This window comes from Micromonospora desertarenae (assembly GCF_056150265.1).
The window spans coordinates 559,882-583,525 of the sequence record NZ_JAXCFQ010000002.1; the positions used below are offsets into that span (position 1 = coordinate 559,882).

At 72.1% G+C, this 23,644-nt stretch carries 24 protein-coding genes; 21 read left to right on the forward strand and 3 right to left on the reverse strand.

All coding sequences use genetic code 11. From position 1 onward, the window contains the following. The first annotated feature begins 9 nt into the window (after positions 1-9). The 17 genes from rplF (at position 10) to truA (ending at position 11,071) form a co-directional block, all read left to right on the forward strand. Entirely contained in the window at positions 10-552 is a 543-nt protein-coding gene (gene rplF, locus SM577_RS05685) for a 50S ribosomal protein L6 (protein ID WP_088991890.1), read from the forward strand. After that, complete coding sequence (rplR, locus tag SM577_RS05690; protein ID WP_132393096.1) at positions 549-938, forward strand: 50S ribosomal protein L18; 390 nt, start codon at positions 549-551, stop codon at positions 936-938. The genes rplF and rplR overlap by 4 nt, the downstream gene beginning before the upstream one ends. Positions 939-971: 33 nt before the next feature. Next, positions 972-1,586, forward strand: a complete 615-nt coding sequence (gene rpsE, locus SM577_RS05695) for a 30S ribosomal protein S5 (RefSeq protein WP_088997381.1) — start codon at positions 972-974, stop codon at positions 1,584-1,586. Next, complete coding sequence (gene rpmD / locus SM577_RS05700; protein ID WP_012015110.1) at positions 1,586-1,768, forward strand: 50S ribosomal protein L30; 183 nt, start codon at positions 1,586-1,588, stop codon at positions 1,766-1,768. Before rpsE ends, rpmD begins: the two co-directional genes overlap by 1 nt. Continuing rightward, positions 1,768-2,211: a 50S ribosomal protein L15 gene (rplO, locus tag SM577_RS05705; protein ID WP_088991891.1), complete on the forward strand. Its 444-nt coding sequence runs from the start codon at positions 1,768-1,770 to the stop codon at positions 2,209-2,211. The genes rpmD and rplO overlap by 1 nt, the downstream gene beginning before the upstream one ends. A 235-nt stretch (positions 2,212-2,446) precedes the next feature. Then, entirely contained in the window at positions 2,447-3,775 is a 1,329-nt protein-coding gene (gene secY / locus SM577_RS05710; protein ID WP_302919522.1) for a preprotein translocase subunit SecY, read from the forward strand. Continuing rightward, entirely contained in the window at positions 3,776-4,429 is a 654-nt protein-coding gene (locus SM577_RS05715; protein WP_302919521.1) for an adenylate kinase, read from the forward strand. It begins immediately after the preceding gene. Positions 4,430-4,512: 83 nt separating this feature from the next. Beyond that, positions 4,513-5,358 carry a type I methionyl aminopeptidase gene (gene map / locus SM577_RS05720; RefSeq protein ID WP_474581484.1) on the forward strand — a complete coding sequence of 282 codons (846 nt, stop codon included), beginning with the start codon at positions 4,513-4,515 and terminating at the stop codon, positions 5,356-5,358. Positions 5,359-5,467: 109 nt separating this feature from the next. Continuing rightward, positions 5,468-6,013 (forward strand): DUF1707 SHOCT-like domain-containing protein, encoded by a 546-nt coding sequence (locus SM577_RS05725; RefSeq protein ID WP_474586431.1) that lies wholly within the window; start codon positions 5,468-5,470, stop codon positions 6,011-6,013. Between the two features lie 244 nt (positions 6,014-6,257). Then, positions 6,258-6,479, forward strand: coding sequence for a translation initiation factor IF-1 (gene infA / locus SM577_RS05730; RefSeq protein ID WP_007073013.1), 222 nt, complete (start codon positions 6,258-6,260; stop codon positions 6,477-6,479). Positions 6,480-6,567: 88 nt separating this feature from the next. Then, on the forward strand, positions 6,568-6,681 hold the full coding sequence (rpmJ, locus tag SM577_RS05735) for a 50S ribosomal protein L36 (RefSeq protein ID WP_012184307.1): 114 nt from the start codon (positions 6,568-6,570) through the stop codon (positions 6,679-6,681). 263 nt (positions 6,682-6,944) lie between these two features. After that, positions 6,945-7,325 carry a 30S ribosomal protein S13 gene (gene rpsM, locus SM577_RS05740; protein ID WP_007073012.1) on the forward strand — a complete coding sequence of 127 codons (381 nt, stop codon included), beginning with the start codon at positions 6,945-6,947 and terminating at the stop codon, positions 7,323-7,325. Between the two features lie 87 nt (positions 7,326-7,412). Further along, positions 7,413-7,820 (forward strand): 30S ribosomal protein S11, encoded by a 408-nt coding sequence (gene rpsK, locus SM577_RS05745; protein WP_007073011.1) that lies wholly within the window; start codon positions 7,413-7,415, stop codon positions 7,818-7,820. 13 nt (positions 7,821-7,833) lie between these two features. Then, the gene (rpsD, locus tag SM577_RS05750; RefSeq protein ID WP_155330244.1) at positions 7,834-8,460 is read left to right on the forward strand and encodes a 30S ribosomal protein S4; all 627 of its coding nucleotides are present in this window, start codon (positions 7,834-7,836) and stop codon (positions 8,458-8,460) included. A 96-nt stretch (positions 8,461-8,556) separates the two neighbouring features. Then, complete coding sequence (locus SM577_RS05755) at positions 8,557-9,579, forward strand: DNA-directed RNA polymerase subunit alpha (protein ID WP_120684293.1); 1,023 nt, start codon at positions 8,557-8,559, stop codon at positions 9,577-9,579. Positions 9,580-9,613: 34 nt separating this feature from the next. Beyond that, positions 9,614-10,174, forward strand: coding sequence for a 50S ribosomal protein L17 (gene rplQ, locus SM577_RS05760; protein ID WP_302919518.1), 561 nt, complete (start codon positions 9,614-9,616; stop codon positions 10,172-10,174). Positions 10,175-10,240: 66 nt separating this feature from the next. Next, complete coding sequence (gene truA, locus SM577_RS05765) at positions 10,241-11,071, forward strand: tRNA pseudouridine(38-40) synthase TruA (RefSeq protein WP_474586432.1); 831 nt, start codon at positions 10,241-10,243, stop codon at positions 11,069-11,071. 151 nt (positions 11,072-11,222) lie between these two features. Here the strand turns inward: truA and SM577_RS05770 are convergent, their stop codons facing one another. Continuing rightward, positions 11,223-12,461: a hypothetical protein gene (locus SM577_RS05770; RefSeq protein WP_474586433.1), complete on the reverse strand. Its 1,239-nt coding sequence runs from the start codon at positions 12,459-12,461 to the stop codon at positions 11,223-11,225. A gap of 182 nt (positions 12,462-12,643) precedes the next feature. On the opposite strand from SM577_RS05770, the gene SM577_RS05775 reads away from it, so the two are divergent. From SM577_RS05775 to SM577_RS05790, 4 genes are all read left to right on the forward strand, one after another. After that, the gene (locus SM577_RS05775; RefSeq protein ID WP_474581488.1) at positions 12,644-13,249 is read left to right on the forward strand and encodes a class I SAM-dependent methyltransferase; all 606 of its coding nucleotides are present in this window, start codon (positions 12,644-12,646) and stop codon (positions 13,247-13,249) included. A gap of 41 nt (positions 13,250-13,290) precedes the next feature. Next, complete coding sequence (locus tag SM577_RS05780) at positions 13,291-14,970, forward strand: ATP-binding cassette domain-containing protein (RefSeq protein ID WP_474581489.1); 1,680 nt, start codon at positions 13,291-13,293, stop codon at positions 14,968-14,970. After that, positions 14,967-15,764: a nucleotidyltransferase domain-containing protein gene (locus SM577_RS05785; protein ID WP_474586434.1), complete on the forward strand. Its 798-nt coding sequence runs from the start codon at positions 14,967-14,969 to the stop codon at positions 15,762-15,764. Before SM577_RS05780 ends, SM577_RS05785 begins: the two co-directional genes overlap by 4 nt. Before the next feature lie 78 nt (positions 15,765-15,842). Continuing rightward, entirely contained in the window at positions 15,843-16,787 is a 945-nt protein-coding gene (locus SM577_RS05790; RefSeq protein WP_302919692.1) for an aldo/keto reductase, read from the forward strand. A 121-nt stretch (positions 16,788-16,908) separates the two neighbouring features. Here the strand turns inward: SM577_RS05790 and SM577_RS05795 are convergent, their stop codons facing one another. Together SM577_RS05795 and SM577_RS05800 are read right to left on the reverse strand one after the other, a co-directional pair. Next, positions 16,909-17,448, reverse strand: a complete 540-nt coding sequence (locus SM577_RS05795; protein WP_474586435.1) for a hypothetical protein — start codon at positions 17,446-17,448, stop codon at positions 16,909-16,911. Between the two features lie 70 nt (positions 17,449-17,518). After that, entirely contained in the window at positions 17,519-23,392 is a 5,874-nt protein-coding gene (locus SM577_RS05800) for a ThuA domain-containing protein (RefSeq protein ID WP_474586436.1), read from the reverse strand. Positions 23,393-23,644: the final 252 nt, after the last annotated feature.

Genomic DNA, 23,644 nt, shown 5'->3' on the forward strand with positions numbered 1-23,644 from the left:
CAGGTAGAAATGTCGCGTATTGGACGTAAGTCGATCCCGGTACCGTCCGGTGTCGATATCACCATCGACGGCCAGACCGTCAAGGTCAAGGGCCCGAAGGGCGAGCTGTCGCACACCCTGGCCGAGCCGATCACCATCGAGCGGGCCGAGGACGGGCAGCTGAACGTCAACCGCCCGAACGACGAGCGCAAGGCCAAGGAGCTGCACGGCCTGAGCCGGACCCTGGTCGCCAACATGATCGTCGGCGTCACCGAGGGCTACCGCAAGAGCCTGGAGATCGCCGGTACCGGTTACCGGGTCACGGCCAAGGGCAAGGACCTGGAGTTCGCGCTCGGGTTCTCGCACCCGGTCACGGTGCAGGCGCCGGACGGCATCACCTTCACGGTGGAGAAGCCGACCCTGTTCCACGTGGCCGGCATCGACAAGCAGCTGGTCGGCGAGGTCGCCGCCAACATCCGGAAGATCCGTCCGCCGGAGCCCTACAAGGGCAAGGGTGTCAAGTACCAGGGCGAGGTCATCCGCCGCAAGGCTGGAAAGGCAGGTAAGAAGTGAGCGCCACGCTGCTCAAGCGCCGCCGCGGCGTTGCCGCCAAGCGCGCCGTCGGGCGTGCGCGTCGGCACTTCCGGGTCCGCAAGAACGTCAGCGGCACCGCCGAGCGTCCCCGCCTCGTGGTCACCCGCTCCCTGCGGCACATCGTCGCCCAGATCGTGGACGACACCAAGGGTCACACCCTGGCGTCGGCCTCGACCCTGGACGCGTCGCTGCGCGGTGCGGAGGGCGACAAGAGCGCCCTGGCCGGCAAGGTCGGCGCCCTGCTCGCCGAGCGGGCCAAGGCCGTCGGCGTCTCCAAGGTCGTCTTCGACCGCGGTGGCAACCGGTACGCGGGGCGGGTCGCCGCGCTGGCCGATGCCGCCCGCGAAGCCGGGCTCGAGTTCTAACAACCCCGTCACGAGAGAGAAGGAAGGCTGCTGATGCCAGGTCAACAGCGCCGTGGCGGCGGGTCCGGTGGCAACGAGGGTGGTCGCCGCGACAACCGCCGTGAGGGCGGCCGCGGAAACGCGCCCGTCGAGAAGACCCCGCACCTCGAGCGGGTCGTCGCGATCAACCGCGTCGCCAAGGTCGTGAAGGGTGGTCGTCGCTTCAGCTTCACCGCCCTGGTGATCGTGGGCGACGGCGACGGCACGGTCGGCGTGGGCTACGGAAAGGCCAAGGAGGTGCCCGCGGCGATCGCCAAGGGTGTCGAGGAGGCCAAGAAGCACTTCTTCAAGGTGCCGCGGATCGGTCAGTCGATCCCGCACCCGGTCCAGGGCGAGGACGCCGCCGGCGTCGTGCTGCTCAAGCCGGCCTCCGCCGGTACCGGTGTCATCGCCGGTGGTCCGGTGCGTGCCGTGCTGGAGTGCGCGGGCATCCACGACGTGCTCTCCAAGAGCCTCGGGTCGTCCAACCCGATCAACATCGTGCACGCCACCGTGGCGGCGCTGAAGGGGCTGGAGTCCCCCGAGGCCGTCGCCCAGCGTCGTGGCCTGCCGGTGGAGGACGTCGCGCCGGCCGCCATGCTGGCGTCGCGGGCGGGGGTGGCTTCCTGATGGCACGTCTCAAGGTCACCCAGGTCCGGTCCGAGATCGGGACCAAGCAGAACCAGCGTGACTCGCTGCGTTCGCTCGGTCTCAAGCGGATCAACGACGTGGTGGTCAAGGAGGACCGGCCCGAGATCCGCGGCATGATCTTCACTGTGAACCACCTCGTGAAGGTCGAGGAGGTCGAGTAATGACGATCAAGGTCCACCACCTGCGCCCGGCGCCGGGTGCCAAGACCGCGAAGACCCGCGTGGGTCGCGGTGAGGGCTCCAAGGGCAAGACCGCCGGTCGCGGTACCAAGGGTTCGAAGGCCCGCAAGAACATCTCGGCGGCGTTCGAGGGTGGGCAGATGCCCATCCACATGCGCCTGCCGAAGATGAAGGGCTTCAAGAACAAGTTCAAGGTGGTCTTCCAGGTGGTCAACCTGGACCGGCTCGCCGAGCTGTTCCCGAACGGCGGCCAGGTCGGCCCGCTGGAGCTGGTCGAGGCCGGCGCGGTCCGCAAGGGCCAGCCGGTCAAGGTGCTCGGCACCGGCGACCTCGGTGGCGTGGCTCTCCAGGTGTCGGCGCACGCGTTCAGCGCGTCGGCCAAGGAGAAGATCACCGCTGCCGGTGGCTCGGTCACCGAGCTGTAAGGACTGCACGACCCGTGGCGCCCGTCCAGTTGCCCGCAACTGGCGGGCGCCACGGTCTACCTGGGCCCTGTGCGCCGGGTAACATCAAACTCGGTTTATGTAGCCGGGCACATCTGCCCGGACCGGGATCGGGCTGTTAGAGTCCCTTCCCAGCTATGGATATCGGGCACTCGCCCGGCACCCACCCCGACCCGCCAGGGATCACCGGCGGCCCGCCTCGCGCAGGAGGAAGAAGTTGCTGTCCGCCTTTCTCAGTGCGTTCCGTACGCCTGACCTGCGCAAGAAGCTGCTGTTCACAGTAGGCATCATCGCGATCTACCGGCTCGGCGCCACGCTGCCGAGCCCGGGCGTGTCCTACGGCAACGTGCAGAAGTGCCTCGACACCATCCAGGGCGACTCCACGAGCGTCCTGAACCTGCTGAACCTCTTCTCCGGCGGCGCGCTGCTGCAGCTCTCGGTCTTCGCGCTGGGCATCATGCCCTACATCACCGCGTCGATCATCCTGCAGCTGCTGACCGTCGTGATCCCGCGGCTGGAGCAGCTCCGCAAGGAGGGCCAGGCCGGCCAGGCGAAGATCACCCAGTACACCCGTTACCTGACCCTGGGCCTCGGTGTCCTGCAGGCGTCGGCGTTCGTCGCGCTGGCCCGCTCCGGGCAGCTGTTCAACAACCAGTGCGACCAGTTCCCGATCATCCCCGAGGGCACCGGCATCCCGGACTGGCTGACCCTGACCATCCTGGTGATGACGATGACCGCCGGCACCGGTGTGGTCATGTGGCTCGGTGAGCTGATCACCGACCGCGGCGTCGGCAACGGCATGTCCGTGCTGATCTTCACCTCGATCGCCGCCCGGCTCCCCAGCGAGGGCTGGCAGATCAAGCAGAGCCAGGGCTGGTGGAAGTTCTTCCTGGTCATCGCGCTGGTCCTGGTGGTCATCACCGCTGTCACCTTCATCGAGCAGGCGCAGCGCCGGATCCCGGTGCAGTACGCCAAGCGGATGATCGGCCGGCGGATGTACGGCGGCACCTCGACCTACATCCCGCTGAAGGTCAACCAGGCGGGTGTCATCCCGGTCATCTTCGGGTCGTCGCTGCTCTACCTGCCGCAGCTGGCGCTCCAGTTCTTCGACCAGACCAACCCCGGCAAGACGCAGGCGTGGATCCAGAACAACCTGGTCGACCCGACCAGCCCGATCTACATCGCTGTCTACTTCCTGCTGATCATCTTCTTCACGTACTTCTACGTCTCGATCACGTTCAACCCGACCGAGGTCGCTGACAACATGAAGAAGTACGGCGGCTTCGTGCCGGGCATCCGCCCCGGCAAGCCGACCGCCGACTACCTCGACTTCATCCTCAGCCGGATCACCCTGCCGGGCGCCCTCTACCTGGGCATCATCTCGATCCTGCCGAACTTCTTCTTCATCTGGCTGGACAAGCAGCAGTACATGAACTTCCCGTTCGGCGGTACCGCTGTGCTGATCATGGTTGGCGTCGGTCTGGAGACCACCAAGCAGATCGAGAGCCAACTGATGCAGCGGAACTACGAAGGGTTCCTGCGGTAGATGAGACTCGTTCTGGTTGGCCCGCCGGGCGCGGGCAAGGGCACGCAGGCCGAGTTCATCGCCGCGCACCTCTCGGTGCCGAAGATCTCGACCGGAGACATCTTCCGGGCCAACGTGTCCCAGGGGACCCCGCTCGGCGTCGAGGCGAAGCGCTACATGGACGCCGGCAAGCTGGTGCCGGACGAGGTGACCATCAACATGGTCCGGGACCGGCTCGCCGAGCCGGACGCCAGCGAGGGCTTCCTGCTCGACGGCTTCCCCCGCACGACCCCGCAGGCGGCCGCGCTCGACAAGCTCCTCGCCGACCTGGGCACCGCGCTCGACCTGGTGCTCGAACTGGTCGTCGACGACGACGAGGTGATCCGCCGGCTCTCCGGCCGGCGGACCTGCCGGGGCTGCGGCAAGATCTGGCACGTCGAGTTCGACCCGACCACCCGGGACGGCATCTGCGACCGCTGCGGCGCCGAGCTGTTCCAGCGCGACGACGACAAGCCGGAGACCATCGCCGCCCGGCTGCGGGAGTACGCGGAGAAGACCGCGCCGCTGGTCGACTACTACGGCGCCCAGGGCAAGCTCGTCGGCATCGACGCCACCGGTCCGGTGGAGGACGTCACCGTCCGCGCCATCGACGCCCTGCGCTCCTACAGCGGCTGACGTCCCGCCCACGGCGGATAGAGTGCGAACAGCGGGGTACGTCCGGCGTGCCCCGCTGTTCGGCAACGAAAGGTAACGGCTCCATGCGTCGTCCCCAGCTGGACATCCAGCTGAAGACCCCCGACCAGATCGAGAAGATGCGCGCCGCCGGTCTGGTGGTCGCCGAGGCCCTGCGCCGGATGCGTGCCGCGGTCGCCCCCGGGGTCAGCACCGCCGACCTGGACGCGATCGCCGAGTCGACCATCCGCGAGGCCGGGGCGGTCCCGTCGTTCAAGGGCTACCACGGCTTCCCCGCCTCGATCTGCTCCTCGGTCAACGAGCAGGTGGTGCACGCGATCCCGGCACCCGAGCAGGTGCTCCGCGAGGGCGACCTGATCTCGATCGACTGTGGCGCGGTGCTGAACGGCTGGCACGGCGACGCCGCCATCACCGTCGGCGTGGGCGAGGTCGACCCGACCCTGCTGAAGATGGCCACGGTGGCCGAGGACGCCATGTGGGCCGGTATCGCCGCGGCGGCGCGGGGCGCGGCCAGCGGCAAGGGCCGGCTCACCGACATCTCGCACGCGGTGGAGGACGCGGTCCGCCGGGGCGGGCGGTACGGCATCGTCGACGGCTACGGCGGGCACGGCATCGGCACCGAGATGCACCAGGACCCGCACGTGCTCAACCACGGCCGGCCGGGCAAGGGCCCCCGCCTGGTGCCCGGCATGGCGCTGGCCATCGAGCCGATGATCACGATGGGCTCGCCGCGCACCGTGGAGCTGGCCGACGGCTGGACAGTGGTGACCCGGGACGGCTCGGTCGCGGCGCACGTCGAGCACACGATGGCGCTGCTGCCCGACGGGGTGTGGGTGCTGACCGCCGAGGACGGCGGCCGGGCCCGCCTCGGTGACCTGGTCACCGCCCGCCAACCCGCCCCGACCCCCTGACCCAGCCCTCGCACCATCCGCCCCCGTCCCATCCGTCCCCGTCCCACCCGGGCGGGGCGGCCGGTTCGGGGGTTCGTGGGGGTGGTGGGGCGGTGGCATGCTTGCGGGCATGGAGGGGCGGGACGGGATGCGGGCCGCCGATGCCGACCGTACGGCGGTGGCCGACCGGCTGCGGGTGGCGCTCGACGAGGGCCGGCTGAGCCTGTACGAGTACGACGAGCGGTTGCAGCAGGCCTACGCCGCCCGCACGTACGCCGAACTGGACGCGCTGGTGAGCGACCTGCCGGCGGTGACGCCCCCGGCCGCGTCCGCGCTCGCGGAACCGGCGGACGCCGTCCCGGCGCCGGCCCACCCGGCTACCGCCCGCCGGGCGGCCGCTTGCTGGCTGGCCGAGGTCTGGCTGCCCTACCTCCAGGTGGTGCCGATCGTGGTGGCCATCTGGGCGATTTCCTCCCTGTACGCACGCGATCTGCTGTATTTCTGGCCGGGCTGGATGGCCGGGCCGTGGGGCGCGGTGCTGCTGGTGCGCACCGTCACCGGCCTGGCCGGGGGTGAGCCGCGGCGGTGGGAGGCCGAGCGGGAGCGCCGGCGCCGGCGGAAGCTGGCGAAGCGGGCCCGCCGGCGGGCGCTGGAGGCCGGCGGCCCGGACGAGTAGCCACTCACCCGGCGGGATGGGCGGATTTGCCCGGTACGGTGAATCCGCTGGTGGCCGGTTTGGCGACGGCGTGCAGGCGCGCGTACACTGACTGATCGGCGCACAGCGTCCACTCCGGCATGCCCACCAAGCGCTTCGGTGGGACTCGGAGCCGCGGCTGGCGCGGGCTTTCTGATCATGGTCAGTCACCCGTGTAAGACGTTGTGGGCCGTCCGGAGCAACCGACGTCAGGACAGCGGAGGACATGCCGAAAAAAGACGGAGCCATCGAGATCGAGGGTCGGGTCATCGAGCCCCTGCCGAACGCCATGTTCCGGGTGGAGCTCGCGAACGGCCACAAGGTGCTGGCTCACATCAGCGGCAAGATGCGGCAGCACTACATCCGCATCCTGCCGGAGGACCGGGTCGTCGTCGAACTGTCGCCGTACGACCTGACCCGCGGGCGCATCGTCTACCGCTACAAGTAAGCCTGACGACGGCCGGGTCGTCCCGTGTCCGTCTTCGACGTCCGGGTCGCACGTCGCGACTCCGGGCCAGATGGGAAGTAAGGCAACCGTGAAGGTCAAGCCGAGCGTCAAGAGGATCTGCAACAAGTGCCGGGTGATCCGCCGGCACGGCCGGGTCATGGTCATCTGCACCGACCCGCGCCACAAGCAGCGCCAGGGCTGAACCAGTCCCACCGGTCGTGACACGGCCGGTCGGATCGGTCCGGGCCGCAGATCCAGACAACACATCACCTAGCTCGTCCCAGCCGCGAGCGGTACGCAGCGCGTACTCCCTCGTGGTTGACCCCCGGTCGGAGGCCGGGGCCCGCTCGGGCAGCGACCGATCCCGGTCGCCGGCGCGGTAAGCGTCGGAAGGACGGGACGGTCGGTAGCGGGGTGGGACGGGTCCACACCTCCGCCAGAACATCACGAGGAGTACGCCCGCACATGGCACGTCTAGTCGGCGTCGACCTCCCCCGCGAGAAGCGGATGGAGATCGCGCTCACCTACATCTTCGGCGTGGGTCGCACCCGCGCCCTGGAGACGCTCGCCGCCACCGGCATCTCGCCGGACAAGCGCGCCCGGGACCTCACGGACGAGGAGCTGGTCCAGCTCCGCGACCACATCGAGGCCAACTACAAGGTTGAAGGCGACCTGCGCCGCGAGGTCGCCGCGGACATCCGCCGCAAGGTCGAGATCGGCTGCTACGCCGGTATCCGGCACCGCCGGGGTCTCCCCGTGCGTGGCCAGCGGACGCGGACCAACGCCCGCACCCGCAAGGGCCCGAAGCGGACCGTCGCCGGCAAGAAGAAGCCCGGCAAGAAGTAAGACGAAAACCGGAATCCGGGTCGGCGTCCGCCGAGGTAGGCCGGACTCCAACCTGTTTCGGTAAGTCAACTAGGAGCGCACAGACTTATGCCACCGAAGGCTCGTGCCGGAGCCGCCGTCAAGAAGGTCCGGCGCAAGGAACGCAAGAACGTCGCCCACGGGCAGGCGCACATCAAGAGCACCTTCAACAACACCATCGTGTCCATCACGGACCCGACCGGTGCGGTCATCTCCTGGGCCTCCGCGGGCCAGGTGGGCTTCAAGGGCTCGCGCAAGTCGACCCCGTTCGCCGCGCAGCTGGCCGCCGAGGCCGCCGCGCGCCGGGCGATGGAGCACGGCATGCGCAAGGTCGACGTGTTCGTCAAGGGCCCCGGCTCCGGCCGGGAGACCGCCATCCGTTCGCTGCAGGCCGTGGGCCTGGAGGTCGGTCAGATCTCCGACGTGACCCCGCAGCCGCACAACGGGTGCCGTCCGCCGAAGCGTCGCCGGGTCTGAGAGGTAGAGAGAGATGGCTCGTTACACCGGTGCTGACTGCCGCCGTTGCCGGCGGGAGAAGATGAAGCTGTTCCTCAAGGGCAGCAAGTGTGATGGCCCGAAGTGCCCGTTCGAGTCCCGGCCGTTCCCGCCCGGGCAGCACGGCCGCGGCCGCACCAAGGAGACGGAGTACCTGCTCCAGCTCCGCGAGAAGCAGAAGGCCCGCCGCGTCTACGGCGTGCTGGAGAAGCAGTTCCGCGGTTACTACGAGGAGGCCGTGGCCAAGCAGGCCAAGACCGGTGAGGTCCTCCTGCAGATCCTCGAGTCGCGGCTGGACAACGTGGTCTACCGGGCCGGCTACGCCAGCTCCCGGGACCAGGCCCGTCAGCTGGTCAAGCACGGCCACTTCACGGTGAACGGCAAGAAGGTCGACATCCCGTCGTACCGGGTCAAGGAGCACGACATCATCGAGGTGCGGGAGAAGAGCAAGCAGCTCACCCCGTTCCTGGTGGCGCAGGCTCAGGCCGGTTCGCGGTCGGTTCCGGCGTGGCTGGAGGCCATCCCGAGCCAGATGAAGATCCTCGTGCACTCGCTCCCGGCCCGCCAGGTGATCGACACCCAGGTCCAGGAGCAGCTGATCGTCGAGCTCTACTCCAAGTAAGGGCTCGTTGCGGTGGCCCGCCCTCCGGGGCGGGCCACCGGAACAGTTTGTGTCGTGGGCGTCATATAGCGGGCGCCCCGGAAGAGAAGAGAAGACATGCTCATCAGCCAGCGACCGTCTCTTTCCGAAGAGTCGATCAACGAGACCCGCTCCCGGTTCACCATCGAGCCGCTGGAGCCGGGCTTCGGCTACACCCTGGGCAACTCGCTGCGGCGTACGCTGCTGTCGTCGATCCCGGGTGCGGCGGTGACCTCGATCAAGATCGACGGCGTGCTGCACGAGTTCACCACGATCCCCGGGGTCAAGGAGGACGTGGTCGAGCTCGTCATGAACATCAAGGAGCTCTGCGTCAGCTCGGAGCACGACGAGCCGGTCAGCATGTACCTGCGCAAGCAGGGCCCGGGCGACGTGACCGCGGGTGACATCCAGCCGCCGGCCGGCGTCTCGGTGCACAACCCGGACCTGAAGCTCGCCACCCTCAACGGCAAGGGCCGGCTCGACATGGAGCTGACCGTCGAGCGGGGCCGGGGCTACGTCACGGCGGCGCAGAACAAGCAGGCCGGCGCCGAGATCGGCCGGATCCCGGTCGACTCGATCTACTCGCCGGTGCTGAAGGTCACCTACCGGGTCGAGGCGACGCGTGTCGAGCAGCGGACCGACTTCGACCGGCTGATCATCGACGTCGAGACCAAGCCGTCGATGGGCCCGCGCACCGCGCTGGCCTCCGCCGGGTCGACGCTGGTGGAGCTCTTCGGGTTGGCCCGGGAGCTGGACGAGACCGCCGAGGGCATCGACATCGGGCCGTCCCCGCAGGACGCCCAGCTCGCGGCGGACCTGGCCCTGCCGATCGAGGAGCTGGACCTGACCGTCCGCTCCTACAACTGCCTCAAGCGCGAGGGCATCAACACCGTTGGTGAGCTCATCGGGCGTACCGAGGCCGACCTCCTCGACATCCGCAACTTCGGCCAGAAGTCGATCGACGAGGTCAAGATGAAGCTCGCCGGGATGGGGCTGGGGCTGAAGGACTCGGCTCCGAACTTCGATCCGGCGCACGTCGTGGACGCCTTCGGCGAGGCCGACTACGACACCGACGACTACCGCGAGACCGAGCAGCTCTAGTCCGCGCTGCCGCCACACCTGAGGAGCACCAAGCATGCCCACGCCCACCAAGGGCCCCCGCCTCGGCGGCAGCCCCGCGCACGAGCGGCTGATGCTGGCCAACCTGGCCACCGCGCTGTTCCAGCACGGCAAGATCCAGACCACCGAGACGAAGGCCCGGCGGCTGCGTCCGCTGGCCGAGCAGCTCATCACCAAGGCCAAGCGCGGCGACCTGGCGTCCCGCCGGCGGGTGCTGGGTGTCGTCAAGGACAAGGACGTGGTCTACGCCCTGTTCGACCAGATCGCGCCGCGGTACGCCAACCGCAACGGCGGCTACACCCGGATCGTGAAGACCGGTCCGCGCAAGGGTGACGCCGCGCCGATGGCGATCATCGAGCTGGTCGAGGAGCTTCAGGCCGCCGAGCCGAAGGCGAACAAGAAGACCGCCGCCCGCAAGGCGGCCCAGCAGGACAAGGTCGAGGCGCTCGCCCCGGCGGAGGAGACCCCGCGGTCGAACTCCGGCGACCAGGACGCCGAGCCGCCGGTGTCGGCGTCCGGCGACACCCCGGCCGCGCGCGAGGACAGCGACGAGGCCGGCGAGAACGACAAGGCCTGAGCCAGGCCAATCGGGCCCGGCATCCCTCACGGGGTGCCGGGCCCGACCCGTGAGGCGGAGGTACGAGTGGACGAGCGCACCCGGCTGCGGTTGGACGTCGCGTACGACGGCACCGACTTCTCCGGCTGGGCCGCCCAGCCGACCCGGCGCACGGTCGCCGGGGTGCTCGTGCAGACCCTCGACCTGGTGCTCGGCGCGGGTGTCGCGACCGGGCTGACCGTGGCCGGCCGGACCGACGCCGGGGTGCACGCCAGCGGCCAGGTCTGCCACCTCGACCTGCCCACGGCGGTCTGGCGGGAGCGGGCGGGGACGCTGCTGCGCCGGCTGGCCCGGCTGCTCCCCACCGACGTGCGGGTACGCGCGATGACCGAGGTGCCGGCCGACTTCGACGCCCGGTTCTCGGCCACCTTCCGCCGCTACGAGTACCGGGTCACCGACGCCCCGTACGGCGCGGAGCCGCTGCGCCGGCACGAGATCCTGGCCTGGCCGAAGCCGCTCGACCTGGACGCGCTGAACGCCGCGGCGGCCGGGCTGGTGGGGGAGCACGACTTCGCCGCGTACTGCCGGCGCAAGGAGAACGCCACCACGCTGCGCGAGGTGACCCGGCTGGACTGGCGGCGCGACCCGGACGGCGTGCTGGTCGCCACCGTCCAGGCGGACGCGTTCTGCCAGGCGATGGTGCGCAGCCTGGTCGGCGCGATGCTGGTGGCCGGGGACGGCCGCCGGCCGGTGGGCTGGCCGGCGGGCCTGCTGACCCGGCGGGAGCGGTCCAGCGAGGTGACCGTCGCGCCGGCGCACGGGCTCACCCTGGTGGCGGTCGGCTACCCCGACGACCCGGCCGAGTACGCCCGCCGCGCCGACCTCACCCGCCGGCTCCGGGTACCGACCGAGTCCTGACCGGTCGCCCGGGCGGCCGCACGCCGGACGTCTCGCCCGTCGGTAGTCCGCCCGCCCTCGACCAGGATCACCGCGAGCGCGCCGCTGAGCCCGCCCGCACATGCGAACGGGTGCGCGGCCCGCGGCCGCGCACCCGTGCTCGTCGCAGCGGTCAGTCGCCCGACCGCTCGTCCTCCTCGGCGCGGCCGTTGTCGGCGCCGGTGCCGTCGTCGGTCGGGCCCGCCGTCGGCTGGCCGGCCACGCCGCCGTCGGCCCGCCGCTCCAGCACCCCCTGGTTCAGGTGCAGCTCGATCATGTCGAAGAGGATCTCGCGGACCGCCGTGTCACCGGACCGGATGGTCTCGCCGTCGGCCCGGGCGACCACGGCGTAGGCGAGGTAGTGGCCGCGTACCTGCCAGCCCACCCGGGCCGGGGCGGTGGCCATCGCCTCGGTGCCGGCATCGGCGGCCATGCCCCGGAACCGGCCCTGCCGCTCGTCGAGCAGCTGCCGGATCCGGTCCCGGGCCCGCTCGGCGCTGGCCCGGTCGGTGAGGTTGAACAGCCCGGCGGTGACCAGGTGGTCGCCGTCCGGGGTGCGCAGCGTGGCCCGCACCACCTGGCTGCACCCGAGCCGGACCAGCAGGTCGGCGACCTCGTCGGTGGCCGCCACCGCGCAACTGGCGCTGGACTGGGTCTTCAGCACCTGGTATGCGGGCTGCCCGTCGGCGACCGCCAACTGCTTGCCCGGGAAGACCTCCTTGGCGGTGAGCGGCGCCTGGTCGGTGTCCCGGGAGTCGAGGTAGTCGGACTCGGGCGCGGCCGACTGGGCGACGCCCGGCTGGGTGGTGGCCTCCGGTGTCGGGTTGCCGGTGCGGTCCATCAGCAGGGCGGCGGCCCCGAGGCCACAGAGAGCGAGCAGCACCAGGACGGCGGCGCCGCCGATCAGCACCTGCCACATGCGACCGCCGCGCCGGGCCGCCGGCAGCGGCTCGGCCGGTCCGGCGGCGGTGTACGCGCCGGGCGGTTCGGTCGGCGGCGGCGAGTACCGCTCGGCCGGCGTCGACTCGGCCGGCGGCGGGGGGTAGGTCTCCGGGCGGGATCGCTCGACCGGCGAGGCGGCGTAGCTCGGTTCGGCCGCCGGCACCAGGTCGCTCGACGGCACCGGGTCATGCGACGGCACCAGGTCATGCGACGGCACCGGGTCATGCGACGGCACCGGGTAGCGCGGCGGCGCGGGGTCGTCGGCGGGCGGCGACGCCACCCGGGTGACCCGGGGCAGCGACGGGGTGGGGAAGCGGGACGGGGAGGGCCCAGCCGGCGGTGGCGGACCGGCGCCGAGCACCGACCGGTCGGACCCGGACCCCGGGTACTCCACGTATGCGTCCTCATCGGACTCGTACCGATACACCATGTCGCCCAGACTAGGAGTGATTGTCCCTTTAGGGGGTAATAATGGGAAATTGTCGTGCGGGGTGTTTCGGGTCGTGCTGCGTCCGCACCCCGGACGACCCCGGGAGACCCTCGACGGCCCCGGGACACGACCCCCGACGGCCCGGGCCGGGAGCGCGCACCGGCGGTGCGAGAATTGCCGGCGTGACCGGCGACCACTACTTCACCGCTGAACCCGCGACCGCCGCCGCGCCCCGCGAGGTCGAGTTCTCCGTCGCCGGCCGCGACTACACGCTGGCCTCCGCCGGCGGCGTCTTCTCCGCCGACCGGCTCGACCCCGGCACCGCGGTGCTGCTGCGCAAGGCCGACCTGCCCGCGCCCGGCACCACCGGCGACCTGCTCGACCTCGGCTGCGGGTTCGGGCCGATCACCTGCGTGCTGGCCGACGCGGCACCGGCGGCCACGGTCTGGGCGGTCGACGTCAACGAGCGGGCCCGGGCGCTCACCGCCGCCAACGCCGCGCGGACCGGCGCGGCCGACCGGGTACGCGTCGCCGCCCCGGACGCCGTGCCGGACTCGGTGACCTTCGCCCAGCTCTGGTCCAACCCGCCGATCCGGATCGGCAAGGACGAGCTGCACCGGCTGCTGCTGCGCTGGCTGCCCCGGCTGGCCCCGGACGGGGTCGCCTGGCTGGTGGTCGCCCGGCACCTGGGTGGCGACTCGCTGCACCGCTGGCTGGTCGAGCAGGGTTGGCAGGTCGAGCGGCGGGCCAGCCAGAAGGGCTACCGGGTGCTGCGCGTCACCCGGTAATTGGTTGGGCCGCCCGGCGGGTGCTCGGGCAGGATGCCGGCGTGGGATACGTGGACGTGGCAGCGGTCGGGCACATCCTCCCCGACGGCCGGGAACTCTTCGCCGACGTGTCGTTCCGGGTCGGCGAGGGCGCCAAGGTCGCGCTGGTCGGGCCGAACGGCGCCGGCAAGACCACGCTGCTGCGGATGATCGCCGGCGACCTGCCGGTGCGGACCGGCGCGATCGCGCGTACCGGGGGGCTGGGCGTGATGCGCCAGTTCATCGGGATGATCGGCGACGAGTCCACGCTGGCCGACCTGGCGCTGTCGCTCGCCCCGCCGGCGCTGCGCGACGCCGGTCACCGGCTGGCCGCGACCGAGGCGGCCATGCGGGCGGCCGAGGTGCACGGCAAGTACAGCACCGCCGCCGGCAAGGCCCAGCTGGCGTACGCGGACGCGCTCGCGGCCTGGGGTGAGGTCGGCGGGTACGACGCCGAGGTGCTCTTCGACACCGTCGCCACCATCGTGCTCGACCTGCCCTGGGACGCCGCCCGGGAGCGTCCGGTGCGCACCCTCTCCGGCGGCCAGCAGAAGCGCTTCGCGCTGGAACTGCTGCTCCGCGGTCCGGACGAGGTGCTGCTGCTGGACGAGCCGGACAACTTCCTCGACGTGCCCGGCAAACGCTGGCTGGAGGGGCGGCTGCGCGAGTCGGGCAAGTCGGTGCTCTACGTCTCGCACGACCGGGAACTGCTGGCGCACACCGCCGACCGGGTGGTCGCGGTGGAGGGCGGCAGCGCCTGGGTGCACCCCGGCGGCTTCGCCAGCTGGCACTCCGCGCGGGTGGCCCGGCACGCCCGCCTCGACGAGCTGCGCCGGCGCTGGGACGAGGAGCACCAGAAGCTCAAGGACCTGGTGCTGATGTACAAGCAGAAGGCCGCGTACAACGACGGGATGGCCTCGCGCTACCAGGCCGCGCAGACCCGGCTGCGCAAGTTCGAGGAGGCCGGGCCGCCGCCCGTACCGCCGAAGGACCAGGACATCCGGATGCGGCTGACCGGCGGGCGGACCGGCAAGCGCGCGGTGATCTGCGACAAGCTGGAGCTGGACGGCCTGACCTACCCGTTCGACCTGGAGATCTGGTACGGCGACCGGGTGGCGGTGCTCGGCGCCAACGGCACCGGCAAGTCGCACTTCCTGCGGCTGCTGGCCCGGGGCGGCACCGACCCCGACCCGGCCAACGGCCCGGTCGACGGCGCCGCGGCGCTCGCCCCGGTGGCGCACGACGGGGTGGCCCGCCTCGGCGCCCGGGTGCGGCCCGGCCACTTCTCCCAGACCCACGACCGGCCGGAGCTGATGGCGAAGACCCTCGTGGAGATCCTCTGGCGGGGCGACGAGCACCGGGCCGGCATGGACCGGCACGCGGCGATGGCGGCGCTGTCCCGCTACGAGCTGGCCGGGCAGGGCGACCAGCGGTTCGGCACCCTCTCCGGCGGCCAGCAGGCACGCTTCCTGGTGCTGCTGCTGGAACTCTCCGGGGCGACCCTGCTGCTGCTCGACGAGCCCACCGACAACCTGGACCTGGCCAGCGCGGAGGCCCTCGAAGCCGGGCTGGCCGCGTTCGAGGGCACGGTGGTCGCCGTGACCCACGACCGGTGGTTCACCCGCTCGTTCGACCGGTTCGTGCTCTTCCGCGGCGACGGCGAGGTGGTGGAGACCCCCGAGCCGGTGTGGGACGTCGGGTGAACCCGGTGGAGCTGGCCGGCCGGCTCTGCGCCGTCGACGGGGTGGTGGCCGTGGCGCTGGGCGGCAGCCGGGCGCGCGGCACCCACCGGCCGGACTCCGACTGGGACCTGGGTCTCTACTACCGGGGCGAGCTGGACGTGCCGGGGCTGCGCGCGGTCGCCGCGTCCGTCGCCGACGAGCCGGTCACGCTGACCGAACCGGGCGGCTGGGGACCGTGGGTGGACGGTGGCGGTTGGCTCCGCGTCGGCGGGGTGGCCGTCGACTGGATCTACCGGGACCTCGACCGGGTACGCCGGGTGTGGGCCGACTGCCGGGCCGGCCGGTACGAGGTGGGCGTGCAGGCCGGGCACCCGCTCGGCTTCTACTCCCACGTCTACGCCGGCGAGGTGGCGCTGTGCCGGGTGCTCGCCGACCCGACCGGTGAACTGGCCGCGCTGCGCGAGGAGACGCGGGCGTACCCGCCGGCACTGGCCGACGCCCTGACCCGGGGCGGCTGGGAGGCGGGGTTCCTGCTCTCCGCCGCCGAGAAGGCGGTCACGGCCGGCGACAGCGCGTACCTGGCCGGGTGCCTGTTCCGGGCGGTCGGGGTGCTCGTGCAGGTGCTGCACGCCCGGGCCGGGCAGTGGCTGCTGAACGAGAAGGGCATGGTCGCCTCGGCCGGGCGGCTGCCCGGCGCGCCGGCCGACTTCGCGCCCCGCGCGCAGGCGCTGCTCGGCGCCGTGGGACGGGCACCGGCCGAGCTGGCCGCCACCCTCGACGCCGCCCGCCGGCTCTGCGCCGAGGTGCTCGGCTGAGTCCCGGGTCCGCCACCGGATGGGCGGCTGACCCGACCCGCTCCGCCGGTCGGGCATAGGGTTGATCTCGTGACTGAGATGACCTACCGCCGGCTGGGCGACTCCGGGCTCGTGGTGTCCGTGGTCGGCATCGGCTGCAACAACTTCGGCCGCAAGCTCGACCTCGACGGCACCCGGGCGGTGGTCGACGCCGCGCTGGACGCCGGGATCAACTTCTTCGACACCGCCGACATCTACGGCGAGCCGCAGGGCGGCTCGGAGGAACTGCTGGGCCAGGCGCTCAAGGGGCGCCGGGACGACGTGGTGGTGGCCACCAAGTTCGGCATGGACATGCACGGCCTGAACGGGCCGGACTTCGGCGCCCGGGGCGCGCGCCGCTACATCGCGCGGGCGGTGGAGGCGTCGCTGCGCCGGCTCGGCACCGACCACATCGACCTGTACCAGATGCACGAGCCCGACCCGGGCACCCCGATCGACGAGACCCTCGCCGCGCTGGACGACCTGGTACGCGCCGGCAAGGTGCGCTACCTGGGCAACTCCAACTTCGCCGGCTGGCAGATCGCGGACGCCGACTGGGTGGCCTCGTCCAACGGGCGGTCCCGGTTCATCAGCGCGCAGAACCACTACAGCCTGCTGGAGCGCTCGGTCGAGGCCGAGGTCATCCCGGCCTGCGAGCGGTTCGGCCTCGGTATGCTGCCGTTCTTCCCGCTGGCCAACGGGCTGCTGACCGGCAAGTACCAGCGGAACCAGGCCCCGCCGCCGGGCAGCCGGCTCTCCGCCGGCGGCCGGTACGCGCAGCGCCTCGCCGCCGCCGACTGGGACACCATCGAGGCGATCGAGGCGTACGCGGCCGAGCGGGGGCTGTCGATGCTCCAGGTGGCCATCGGCGGGCTGGCCGCCCAGCCGGCGGTGACCTCGGTGATCGCCGGCGCCACCACGCCGGAGCAGGTGCTGGCCAACGCCGCCGCGGGCGCCTGGCAGCCCAGCGACGAGGACCTGGAGGCCCTGCGCGCCATCCTCTGACCGACCGGTGTGGCGGCATCCCCGGCAGCGGGACGCCGCCACCCCGGCGCGGCGACGAGCCCACCGGCGTGCCCGGCGCGCCGCCGCGGCCGCCGGGTCGACGCGACCGGGAGCGTGGGCGTCAGGCGCGGCGGCGCCGGACGAGCGGCACCGCCACCGCCGCCAGGACGGCGAGCCCGAGACCGGCCAGCGCGAGCGGCCACCAGCCGGTACCCCCGTCGCCGGCGGGGGCTCGGGTGCCGGCCGCCGGGGCGGTCACGGCGACCGGGGCGGGGGCCGGCGGGGGCGACTGGGCACCGCGCGCCTCCACCTGGGCGGCGGCCTCGCCCCGGTGCGGCGCGGGGGCGCTCACCGTGACCCGCCACCGGCCGGGGGAGAGGATCGGGCCGCTGGCGTAGAAGCCCTGCCCCTCGGCGGCCGGTTCCAGTTGCACCGGCCCGACCCGCCGGCCGTCCGGCCCGGTGGCGGTGAGGGTCAGCCGGACCACCTTGTCGAGGCGGTGCCCGTCGGCGTACACCGCCTGCACGGTCACCCCGTCGGCGCCGTCGCCGGCCACGGTGAGCTTGAGTTTCCCGGTGTGTGCGGCGGCCGGGGCGGTGGACAGGAACGCCAGGGCCAGTCCGACGAGCGCGGCGGCGACCGCCTGCCAGGTACGCGTCACGGGCGTCTCCTCGATGGAATCGCGGGAGGGTCCCTTCCCGCCGCCGGGGCGGCGGGAAGGGACCCGCGGATCAGAGCCGGCGACCGGGGGCGATCCGGGTGGGATCGCCGCCGAGCCGGCCGGCGCCGTCGACCGGTTCGCCGTCGTTCGCCCGGACGCCGGCCCGGCTGGCCGTGCCGCCGAGCCGGACGATCATGGCGTCGGCGTCCCGGACCAGGGTGTCCCGGATCTCGGCCTCCGGCACCAGGGTGGCGTCGGCCGCGAGCGTCCGGAAGGCGGTCAGCGCCTTGATCGCCTTCTGGTCGTTGCCGGCCGCCTCGGCCTGCCGGGCGTCGCTGAGCTTCGCCGACAGTTGCTTGTGCGCCTTGGCCGAGAGCCGGCTCGTCGCCTTGAACCGGTCCAGCAGGTTCTGCATGTCCCGGAACGAGGTGGTGACGAAGAACCGGACCTCCGAGGTGGTGACGTTGCCCGCCTTGTCGGTCGCGGTGACGGTCAGCTCGTGCAGGCCGAGCGGCAGCTCGTACATGGCCTGCAGGGTGCCGCTGGCGTACGGCCGGCCGTCCAGGTCGCCGACCACCGAGGCGATGCCCGAGGTCGGGTCGACCGCCTGCCAGGACACCCGGACGTCCTGGCTGTCGCCGTAGAGCTGGCCGTCGGCGATCCCGGACACCAGCAGCGTCGGCCTGGTGCCGTCGATCCGCAGCACCGCCGACTTGAGCGTCTCGGCGTTGCCCGCGTTGTCGGCGGCCCGGAACAGCAGTTCGTGCTGCCCGTCGCCGGTCACCTCGACCGGCGCCGAGTACGGCGTCCACGCGCCGCCGTCCAGCGACCACTCCACCGTCTTCACCCCGGACCCGGCGTCGGTCGAGGTCAGCACGACCGGGACCGTCCCGTCGTGCCAGCCCTCGTCGTTGGCCGGCGCGAACGTCGCCGAGGTGACCGGCGCGGTGGCGTCGATCCGGACCGGCACGCTCTTCGTCGACTCCACGTTGCCCGCCCGGTCGGTCGAGCGGAACCGCAGCTCGTGCTCGCCGTCGCCGCTGACCGGCACCGGGCCGGTGTACGCGGTCCAGGTGGCCGCCCCGTCCAGCTGGTACTCGGTGCCGGCCAGCCCGCTGCCACCGTCCTCGTCGGCGGCGGTCAGCGTGACGGTGACCGGGCCGGTGTGCCAGCCCCCGGTCGGGGTGCCGGAGACCGTGGCCGTGGTCACCGGGGCGGTCCGGTCGGCAGCCTCGGTGGTGAGCCGGAAGTAGTCGAACGCGGCGGTCTTCGACGCGGTCTGGTTGGCGCCGAGGGTGAACAGGCCCACCTTCGGCGTCGCCCCGACGGCGCTGTTGGTGAGCGCCGTCAGCGGCGTCCAGGCCGTCCCGTCGGCCGAGTACGACGCGGTGAAGGTGTCGCCCGTGCGGGCCAGCCGCAGGTACCACACCGAGGCGGTCAGGTTGCCCGCCTCCGGCTGCGGGTTCTGCACCGCGCCGCCGATCTCGCTGCGGAACTCGATCCGCCGCGTCACCGGCTGGCCGGGCTGGTTGTCCACGATGTAGTCGAACTTCAGGTAGTTGTCGTCGTCGGCGTGCACGATCAGGCCGGCCTGCTGGTACTGCTCGTTCAGCAGGCTGCCGTCGACCTTCGTCTCCAGGGTCCAGTCGCCGGTCGGGGCGTTCTGGAGGATGAAGTTCGCCGGCCCGGAGTTGCCGGAGCCGTAGATGTCGCCGTTCGGCACGTCGATCCGCAGCGCGCCGCCGGTGACCCGGTAGCCCGTCGGGTTCTCCCGCAGGATCGCGTCCCAGCGGCACTTGTCGAGCGTGTCGCCGGTGAACTCGTCCGACGGGTCCACCGGTCCGGCCGGCGCGTCCGGCGAGACCTGGAACCAGTCGAAGGCCGCCTCCACCACCGGCGCGTCGGTGCCGCCGTTGAGCGCGAACAGCCCGATCCGCGGGTTGGTGATGCCGGCCAGCGCGGCGGACCGGCCGACCGGGGTGAAGGTCTGCCCGTCGGCCGAGACGGCAGCTGTCAGGTTCGTCCCGTCGCTGGTGAGCCGCAGGTGCAGGGTGTCACCGGCCGGTGCGGCGGTGCTGTCGGCGGCCTCGTTGCGCGGCGCGCCGGCGGTCTCCCGGATGAACTCCACCCGCCGGCCGCCCGAGTAGAGCAGGTCCAGCTTGGCGTAGTTCTCGTCGTCGCCGTACACCAGCAGGCCGGCCTGCTGGTAGTTGGCGGTCACCGGCAGGGTGACCCGGGTGGTCGCCTGCCAGGCCCCGGCCGGCGCCGGCTGGAGCACCAGGTTGGTGGCGTCGTTGCGGCCGCCGTAGAGGTCGCCCACCGCGGTGGGCAGCCGGAGCGCCCCGTCGGAGACCGAGTAGAGCTGGTTCTCCCGGACCACGCCCCAGCGGGCCTTGTCGAGGCCGGCGCCGGTGAAGTCGTCCGAGCGCGCCCCGAAGCAGGACGTGTTCGGCGCGTCCACCCGCACCGGGACGGTGGCGTACGACCTCGCGCCCCTGCTGTCGGTCACGGTCAGGGTGGCGGTGAAGGTGCCCGGGCTGGTGTAGGTGTGCGTGGCGTCCGGGGTGGACGCCGTGCCGCCGTCGCCGAAGTCCCAGGCGTACGTCAGCGGGGTGTCGCCCTCGGCGTCGGTGGCGGTGCCGTCGAAGGCCACGGTGACCGGCGCGGTGCCGGTGGCCGGGCTGGCGGTGGCGGTGACCACCGGCGGCGCGTTCTCGGTGACGCCCCGGCCGAGGAAGTCCATCCAGTTGACGTTGAACAGCGCGCCCGCGCCGCCGGCCGGGTCCCGGGCGACGAAGTACAGCGTGCCGCCCGCCGGGCCGGTCACCGGCGCGGTCACGTCGGCGTACGTCTGCCAGGCGCCGGTGCCCGGCACGGTGCCCGAGGCGACCAGCGGCCCGTCGGGCGCGCCGGCGCGGACCTCGATCCGGCCGCCGCTGGTGGCCGAGGCGGCCCGGAACCGGATCGACGTGATGTTGGTCAGGTCCGCCGGGGCGAGCGACCACCAGTCGCCGTCCTCGATGAACCCGATGTTCTGGCCGCCGCCGGCGGTGTCGCCGGTGGTCTCGCGCTGCACGCCCGGGTCCCCGCCGCCGGTCGCGCCCGGCACCCGGCCGGTGGCGGTGAAGAACTCGGCCTGCTTCCGCTTGGGCTGGAGCTGCTCGATGGCCCGGCCGGTGAGCGGCCCGGCGCCCTCGGCGCCGCCCAGGTCGGTGTAGGTGGCCTCGAAGACGGCGAAGACGTTCGCCTCGGCGCCGTGCCCGGAGGCCAGCGACGTCTGGACCGTGCCGGTGCAGCCGGTGTGCTGCTCCAGCGGGTGGGCGTGCTCGTCGTGGCCGAGCAGCACCTGGAGCCGGACCCGGTCGCAGTCGATCTCCGCGTCCTCGGGGTCGGTGACCGTGACCGTGTAGCGGACCTGGTCGCCCCAGTCGAAGAAGCCGCCATCCGGCGGGAACTCGATGGTCACCGTCGGCGCGGTGTTGCCCACCGTGACCGGTACGTTGGCCACCGCTGTCCGGCCCTTCGGGTTAATGACGGTTAGCTGCGCGTTGTACGTCCCGGCGCTGGTGTAGGTGTGCGTCGGGTTCGGCTCGGTGGCGGACTGCCCGTCGCCGAACGTCCAGGCGTAGCTGAGCGTGCCGCCGTCCGGGTCGCGGGAGCCCGCGCTGGAGAAGGCGACGGTCAGCGGCGCCGGGCCGGAGGTCGGCTCGGCGCTGGCCTCCGCGATCGGGGCCCGGTCGCCGGCGATGTAGTCGATCCGGTAGACGCCGGAGTTGTCGTTGTTGCCGCCGAAGCCACTGCCCCACTCGATGAGGTAGAGCGCGCCGTCCGGACCGAACTCGAAGTCCATCGGCCGGAGCATGGTCATCCCGGTGAGGAGCTGGTTGATGTCGACGAGGCTCCTGCCGTCACCGGTGAGCTGCATCGTGTACATCTTCGACTGGTTCCACTCGCCGAAGAGCGCCTTGCCGTCGTAGTACGCCGGCCACTTGCGGTCCGAGTTCAGCTCGGCGTCGTACCGGTAGACCGGGCCGCCCATCGGCGCACCGCCGCCGCCGATCTCCGGGAACCGCGGGTTGCCGCTGTAGTCGTAGTCGACGGTGGCCGGGATGGCCGGCGGCAGGTTGGTGAGGCCGGTGTTGTTGGGCGAATCGTTCACCGGCGCGGCGCAGTCGAACTTCGGCCCGCTGGGGCCGGACGGGAACGTGTAGTCGTTGTAGGCGTAGTTCGCCCCGGTGCAGTACGGCCAGCCGTAGTTGCCCGGCGTGCCGACGATGTTCCACTCGACGGTGCCCTCGGGGCCGCGGTCGGGGTTGGCGGCGCTGGCGTCCGGCCCGTAGTCGGCGGCGTAGAGGGTGTCGGTGGCCGGGTCGATGCCGATCCGGAACGGGTTGCGGAAGCCCATCGCGTAGATCTCCGGCCGGGTCTTCGCGGTCCCCGCCGGGAACAGGTTGCCGGTCGGGACGGTGTACGTCCCGTTGTCCTCCGGGTGGATCCGGAGCACCTTGCCGCGCAGGTCGTTGGTGTTGCCGGAGGTGCGCTGCGCGTCGTAGTCCTGCCGCCCCGGCCGCTCGTCGATCGGGGTGAACGCGTTGGACTCGAACGGGTTGGTGTTGTCGCCGGTGGCCAGGTAGAGGTTGCCGGCGCTGTCGAAGGCCATGCTGCCGCCGGCGTGGCAGCAGGTGTTGCGCTGGGTGTCCACCCGCAGCACCTGCTTCTCGCTCGCCGGGTCGATGCTGTCGCCGGTCACCGTGAACCGGGAGAGCAGGTTGCGGGCGATCCCGTCGTTCGGGGCGTAGTAGAGGTAGACCCAGTTGTTGGTGGCGAAGTCCGGGTCGAGCCGGATGCCGATCAGGCCGTCCTCGTTGCCGGTGAACACGTCCAGGTCGAGCGCGGTGACCGTGTTGCCGGTGTCCGGCCTGACGATCTGCACCCGGCCGTCGCGCTCGACGTAGAAGACCCGCCCGTCCGGGGCGACGTCCAGCTCCATCGGGTTGCTGGTGTTGCTGTCCAGGGTCACCTTCTCGAAGCTGGCGGTCAGCGACGCGCCGCAGTCGGCGTCCGCCACCCCGGCCGCGGAGCGGATGCCGCCGAGCAGGTGGGCCAGGAACTGCGGTTCGGCGTACGACTCCCGGGTGTGCCCGCCGCCGGTGTACCAGGCGCGGCCGCCCTGGAAGTCGTGGCACCAGGCGATCGGGTGGTCGGCGCCCATCGCCCCCGCGCCGGGGGAGTAGCTGGTCTCGTCCAGGCTGGCCAGCACGTGTACGTCGGGGCGCGGGTTGGACTGGTAGTTGTACCACTCGTCGAACCGGGACCAGCGCTCCGGCAGCCCGGCGGTGGCCGGGTGGGCGTGGTCCTCCACCTTGACCGTGGCCTGCTGGTTCGCCGGGTGGCTGGCGAAGTACGCGCCGACCAGGTCGCCGTACCAGGCCCAGCTGTACTCGGTGTCCGAGGCGGCGTGGATGCCGACGTAGCCGCCGCCGGCGCGGATGTAGCGCTCGAAGGCGGCCTGCTGCTCGCCGTCGAGGACGTCGCCGGTGGTGGAGAGCCAGATCACCGCGCGGTACCGGGCGAGGTTGTCGTCGCTGAACGCGGCGCCGTCCTCGGTCGTGTCGACGGTGAACCCGTGCTCGGCGCCGAGCTGCTGGATGGCGGCGATGCCGGTCGGGATGGAGTCGTGCCGGAAGCCGGCGGTCTTCGAGAACACCAGCACCGAGAACGGCTCGTCGGCCGCCGGCGCGGCTGCGGCCGGCGGCGCGGCGGGCGCCGTCCGTGGCTGGGTCTGCGCGGCGGGCGCCGTCAGCGGCGCGGCCTGCGCGGCGGGTGCGGTCTGCGCGGGGGGTGCGGCCTGCGCGCCGGGGACGCCGAACAGGGTGGTCGCGGTGAGCGCGAGGGGTAGCAGGGTGGCCAGGACGGGTAGACGGGCACGACGAGATCGGGACACGCCGCCTCCTATGTCGCTGTGGACAGGGATCGCGGGGGCCGGCTCGCCGAAGACCGTCCCGGATGGACCGGAGCGGACACCGTGCCAGGATGTCCGCACCAGCATTTTGTCGAATCGCTGAACAAATTAATCCCGCTGGATCCGTTGCGGGCAAGATGCCGGCTGGTAACGGTTTGGCAACGGCGAGCGACATTCCGAACAGGACCGTACGAAGTGCTCCGTCGCCAGGAGGCATCGAGGGTCGTTCACCGC

What these genes read in the sequence shown, in the direction of transcription:
- rpsK (WP_007073011.1), top strand. Translation starts at nt 7,413, where the DNA reads ATGCCACCGAAGGCTCGTGCCGGAGCCGCCGTCAAGAAGGTCCGGCGC.
- rpsD (WP_155330244.1), top strand. Translation starts at nt 7,834, where the DNA reads ATGGCTCGTTACACCGGTGCTGACTGCCGCCGTTGCCGGCGGGAGAAG.
- rplO (WP_088991891.1), top strand. Translation starts at nt 1,768, where the DNA reads ATGACGATCAAGGTCCACCACCTGCGCCCGGCGCCGGGTGCCAAGACC.
- SM577_RS05755 (WP_120684293.1), top strand. Translation starts at nt 8,557, where the DNA reads ATGCTCATCAGCCAGCGACCGTCTCTTTCCGAAGAGTCGATCAACGAG.
- rplQ (WP_302919518.1), top strand. Translation starts at nt 9,614, where the DNA reads ATGCCCACGCCCACCAAGGGCCCCCGCCTCGGCGGCAGCCCCGCGCAC.
- SM577_RS05790 (WP_302919692.1), top strand. Translation starts at nt 15,843, where the DNA reads ATGACCTACCGCCGGCTGGGCGACTCCGGGCTCGTGGTGTCCGTGGTC.
- map (WP_474581484.1), top strand. Translation starts at nt 4,513, where the DNA reads ATGCGTCGTCCCCAGCTGGACATCCAGCTGAAGACCCCCGACCAGATC.
- SM577_RS05715 (WP_302919521.1), top strand. Translation starts at nt 3,776, where the DNA reads ATGAGACTCGTTCTGGTTGGCCCGCCGGGCGCGGGCAAGGGCACGCAG.
- rplF (WP_088991890.1), top strand. Translation starts at nt 10, where the DNA reads ATGTCGCGTATTGGACGTAAGTCGATCCCGGTACCGTCCGGTGTCGAT.
- SM577_RS05770 (WP_474586433.1), bottom strand. Translation starts at nt 12,461, where the DNA reads ATGGTGTATCGGTACGAGTCCGATGAGGACGCATACGTGGAGTACCCG.
- infA (WP_007073013.1), top strand. Translation starts at nt 6,258, where the DNA reads ATGCCGAAAAAAGACGGAGCCATCGAGATCGAGGGTCGGGTCATCGAG.
- rpmD (WP_012015110.1), top strand. Translation starts at nt 1,586, where the DNA reads ATGGCACGTCTCAAGGTCACCCAGGTCCGGTCCGAGATCGGGACCAAG.
- SM577_RS05725 (WP_474586431.1), top strand. Translation starts at nt 5,468, where the DNA reads ATGGAGGGGCGGGACGGGATGCGGGCCGCCGATGCCGACCGTACGGCG.
- rpsE (WP_088997381.1), top strand. Translation starts at nt 972, where the DNA reads ATGCCAGGTCAACAGCGCCGTGGCGGCGGGTCCGGTGGCAACGAGGGT.
- rpsM (WP_007073012.1), top strand. Translation starts at nt 6,945, where the DNA reads ATGGCACGTCTAGTCGGCGTCGACCTCCCCCGCGAGAAGCGGATGGAG.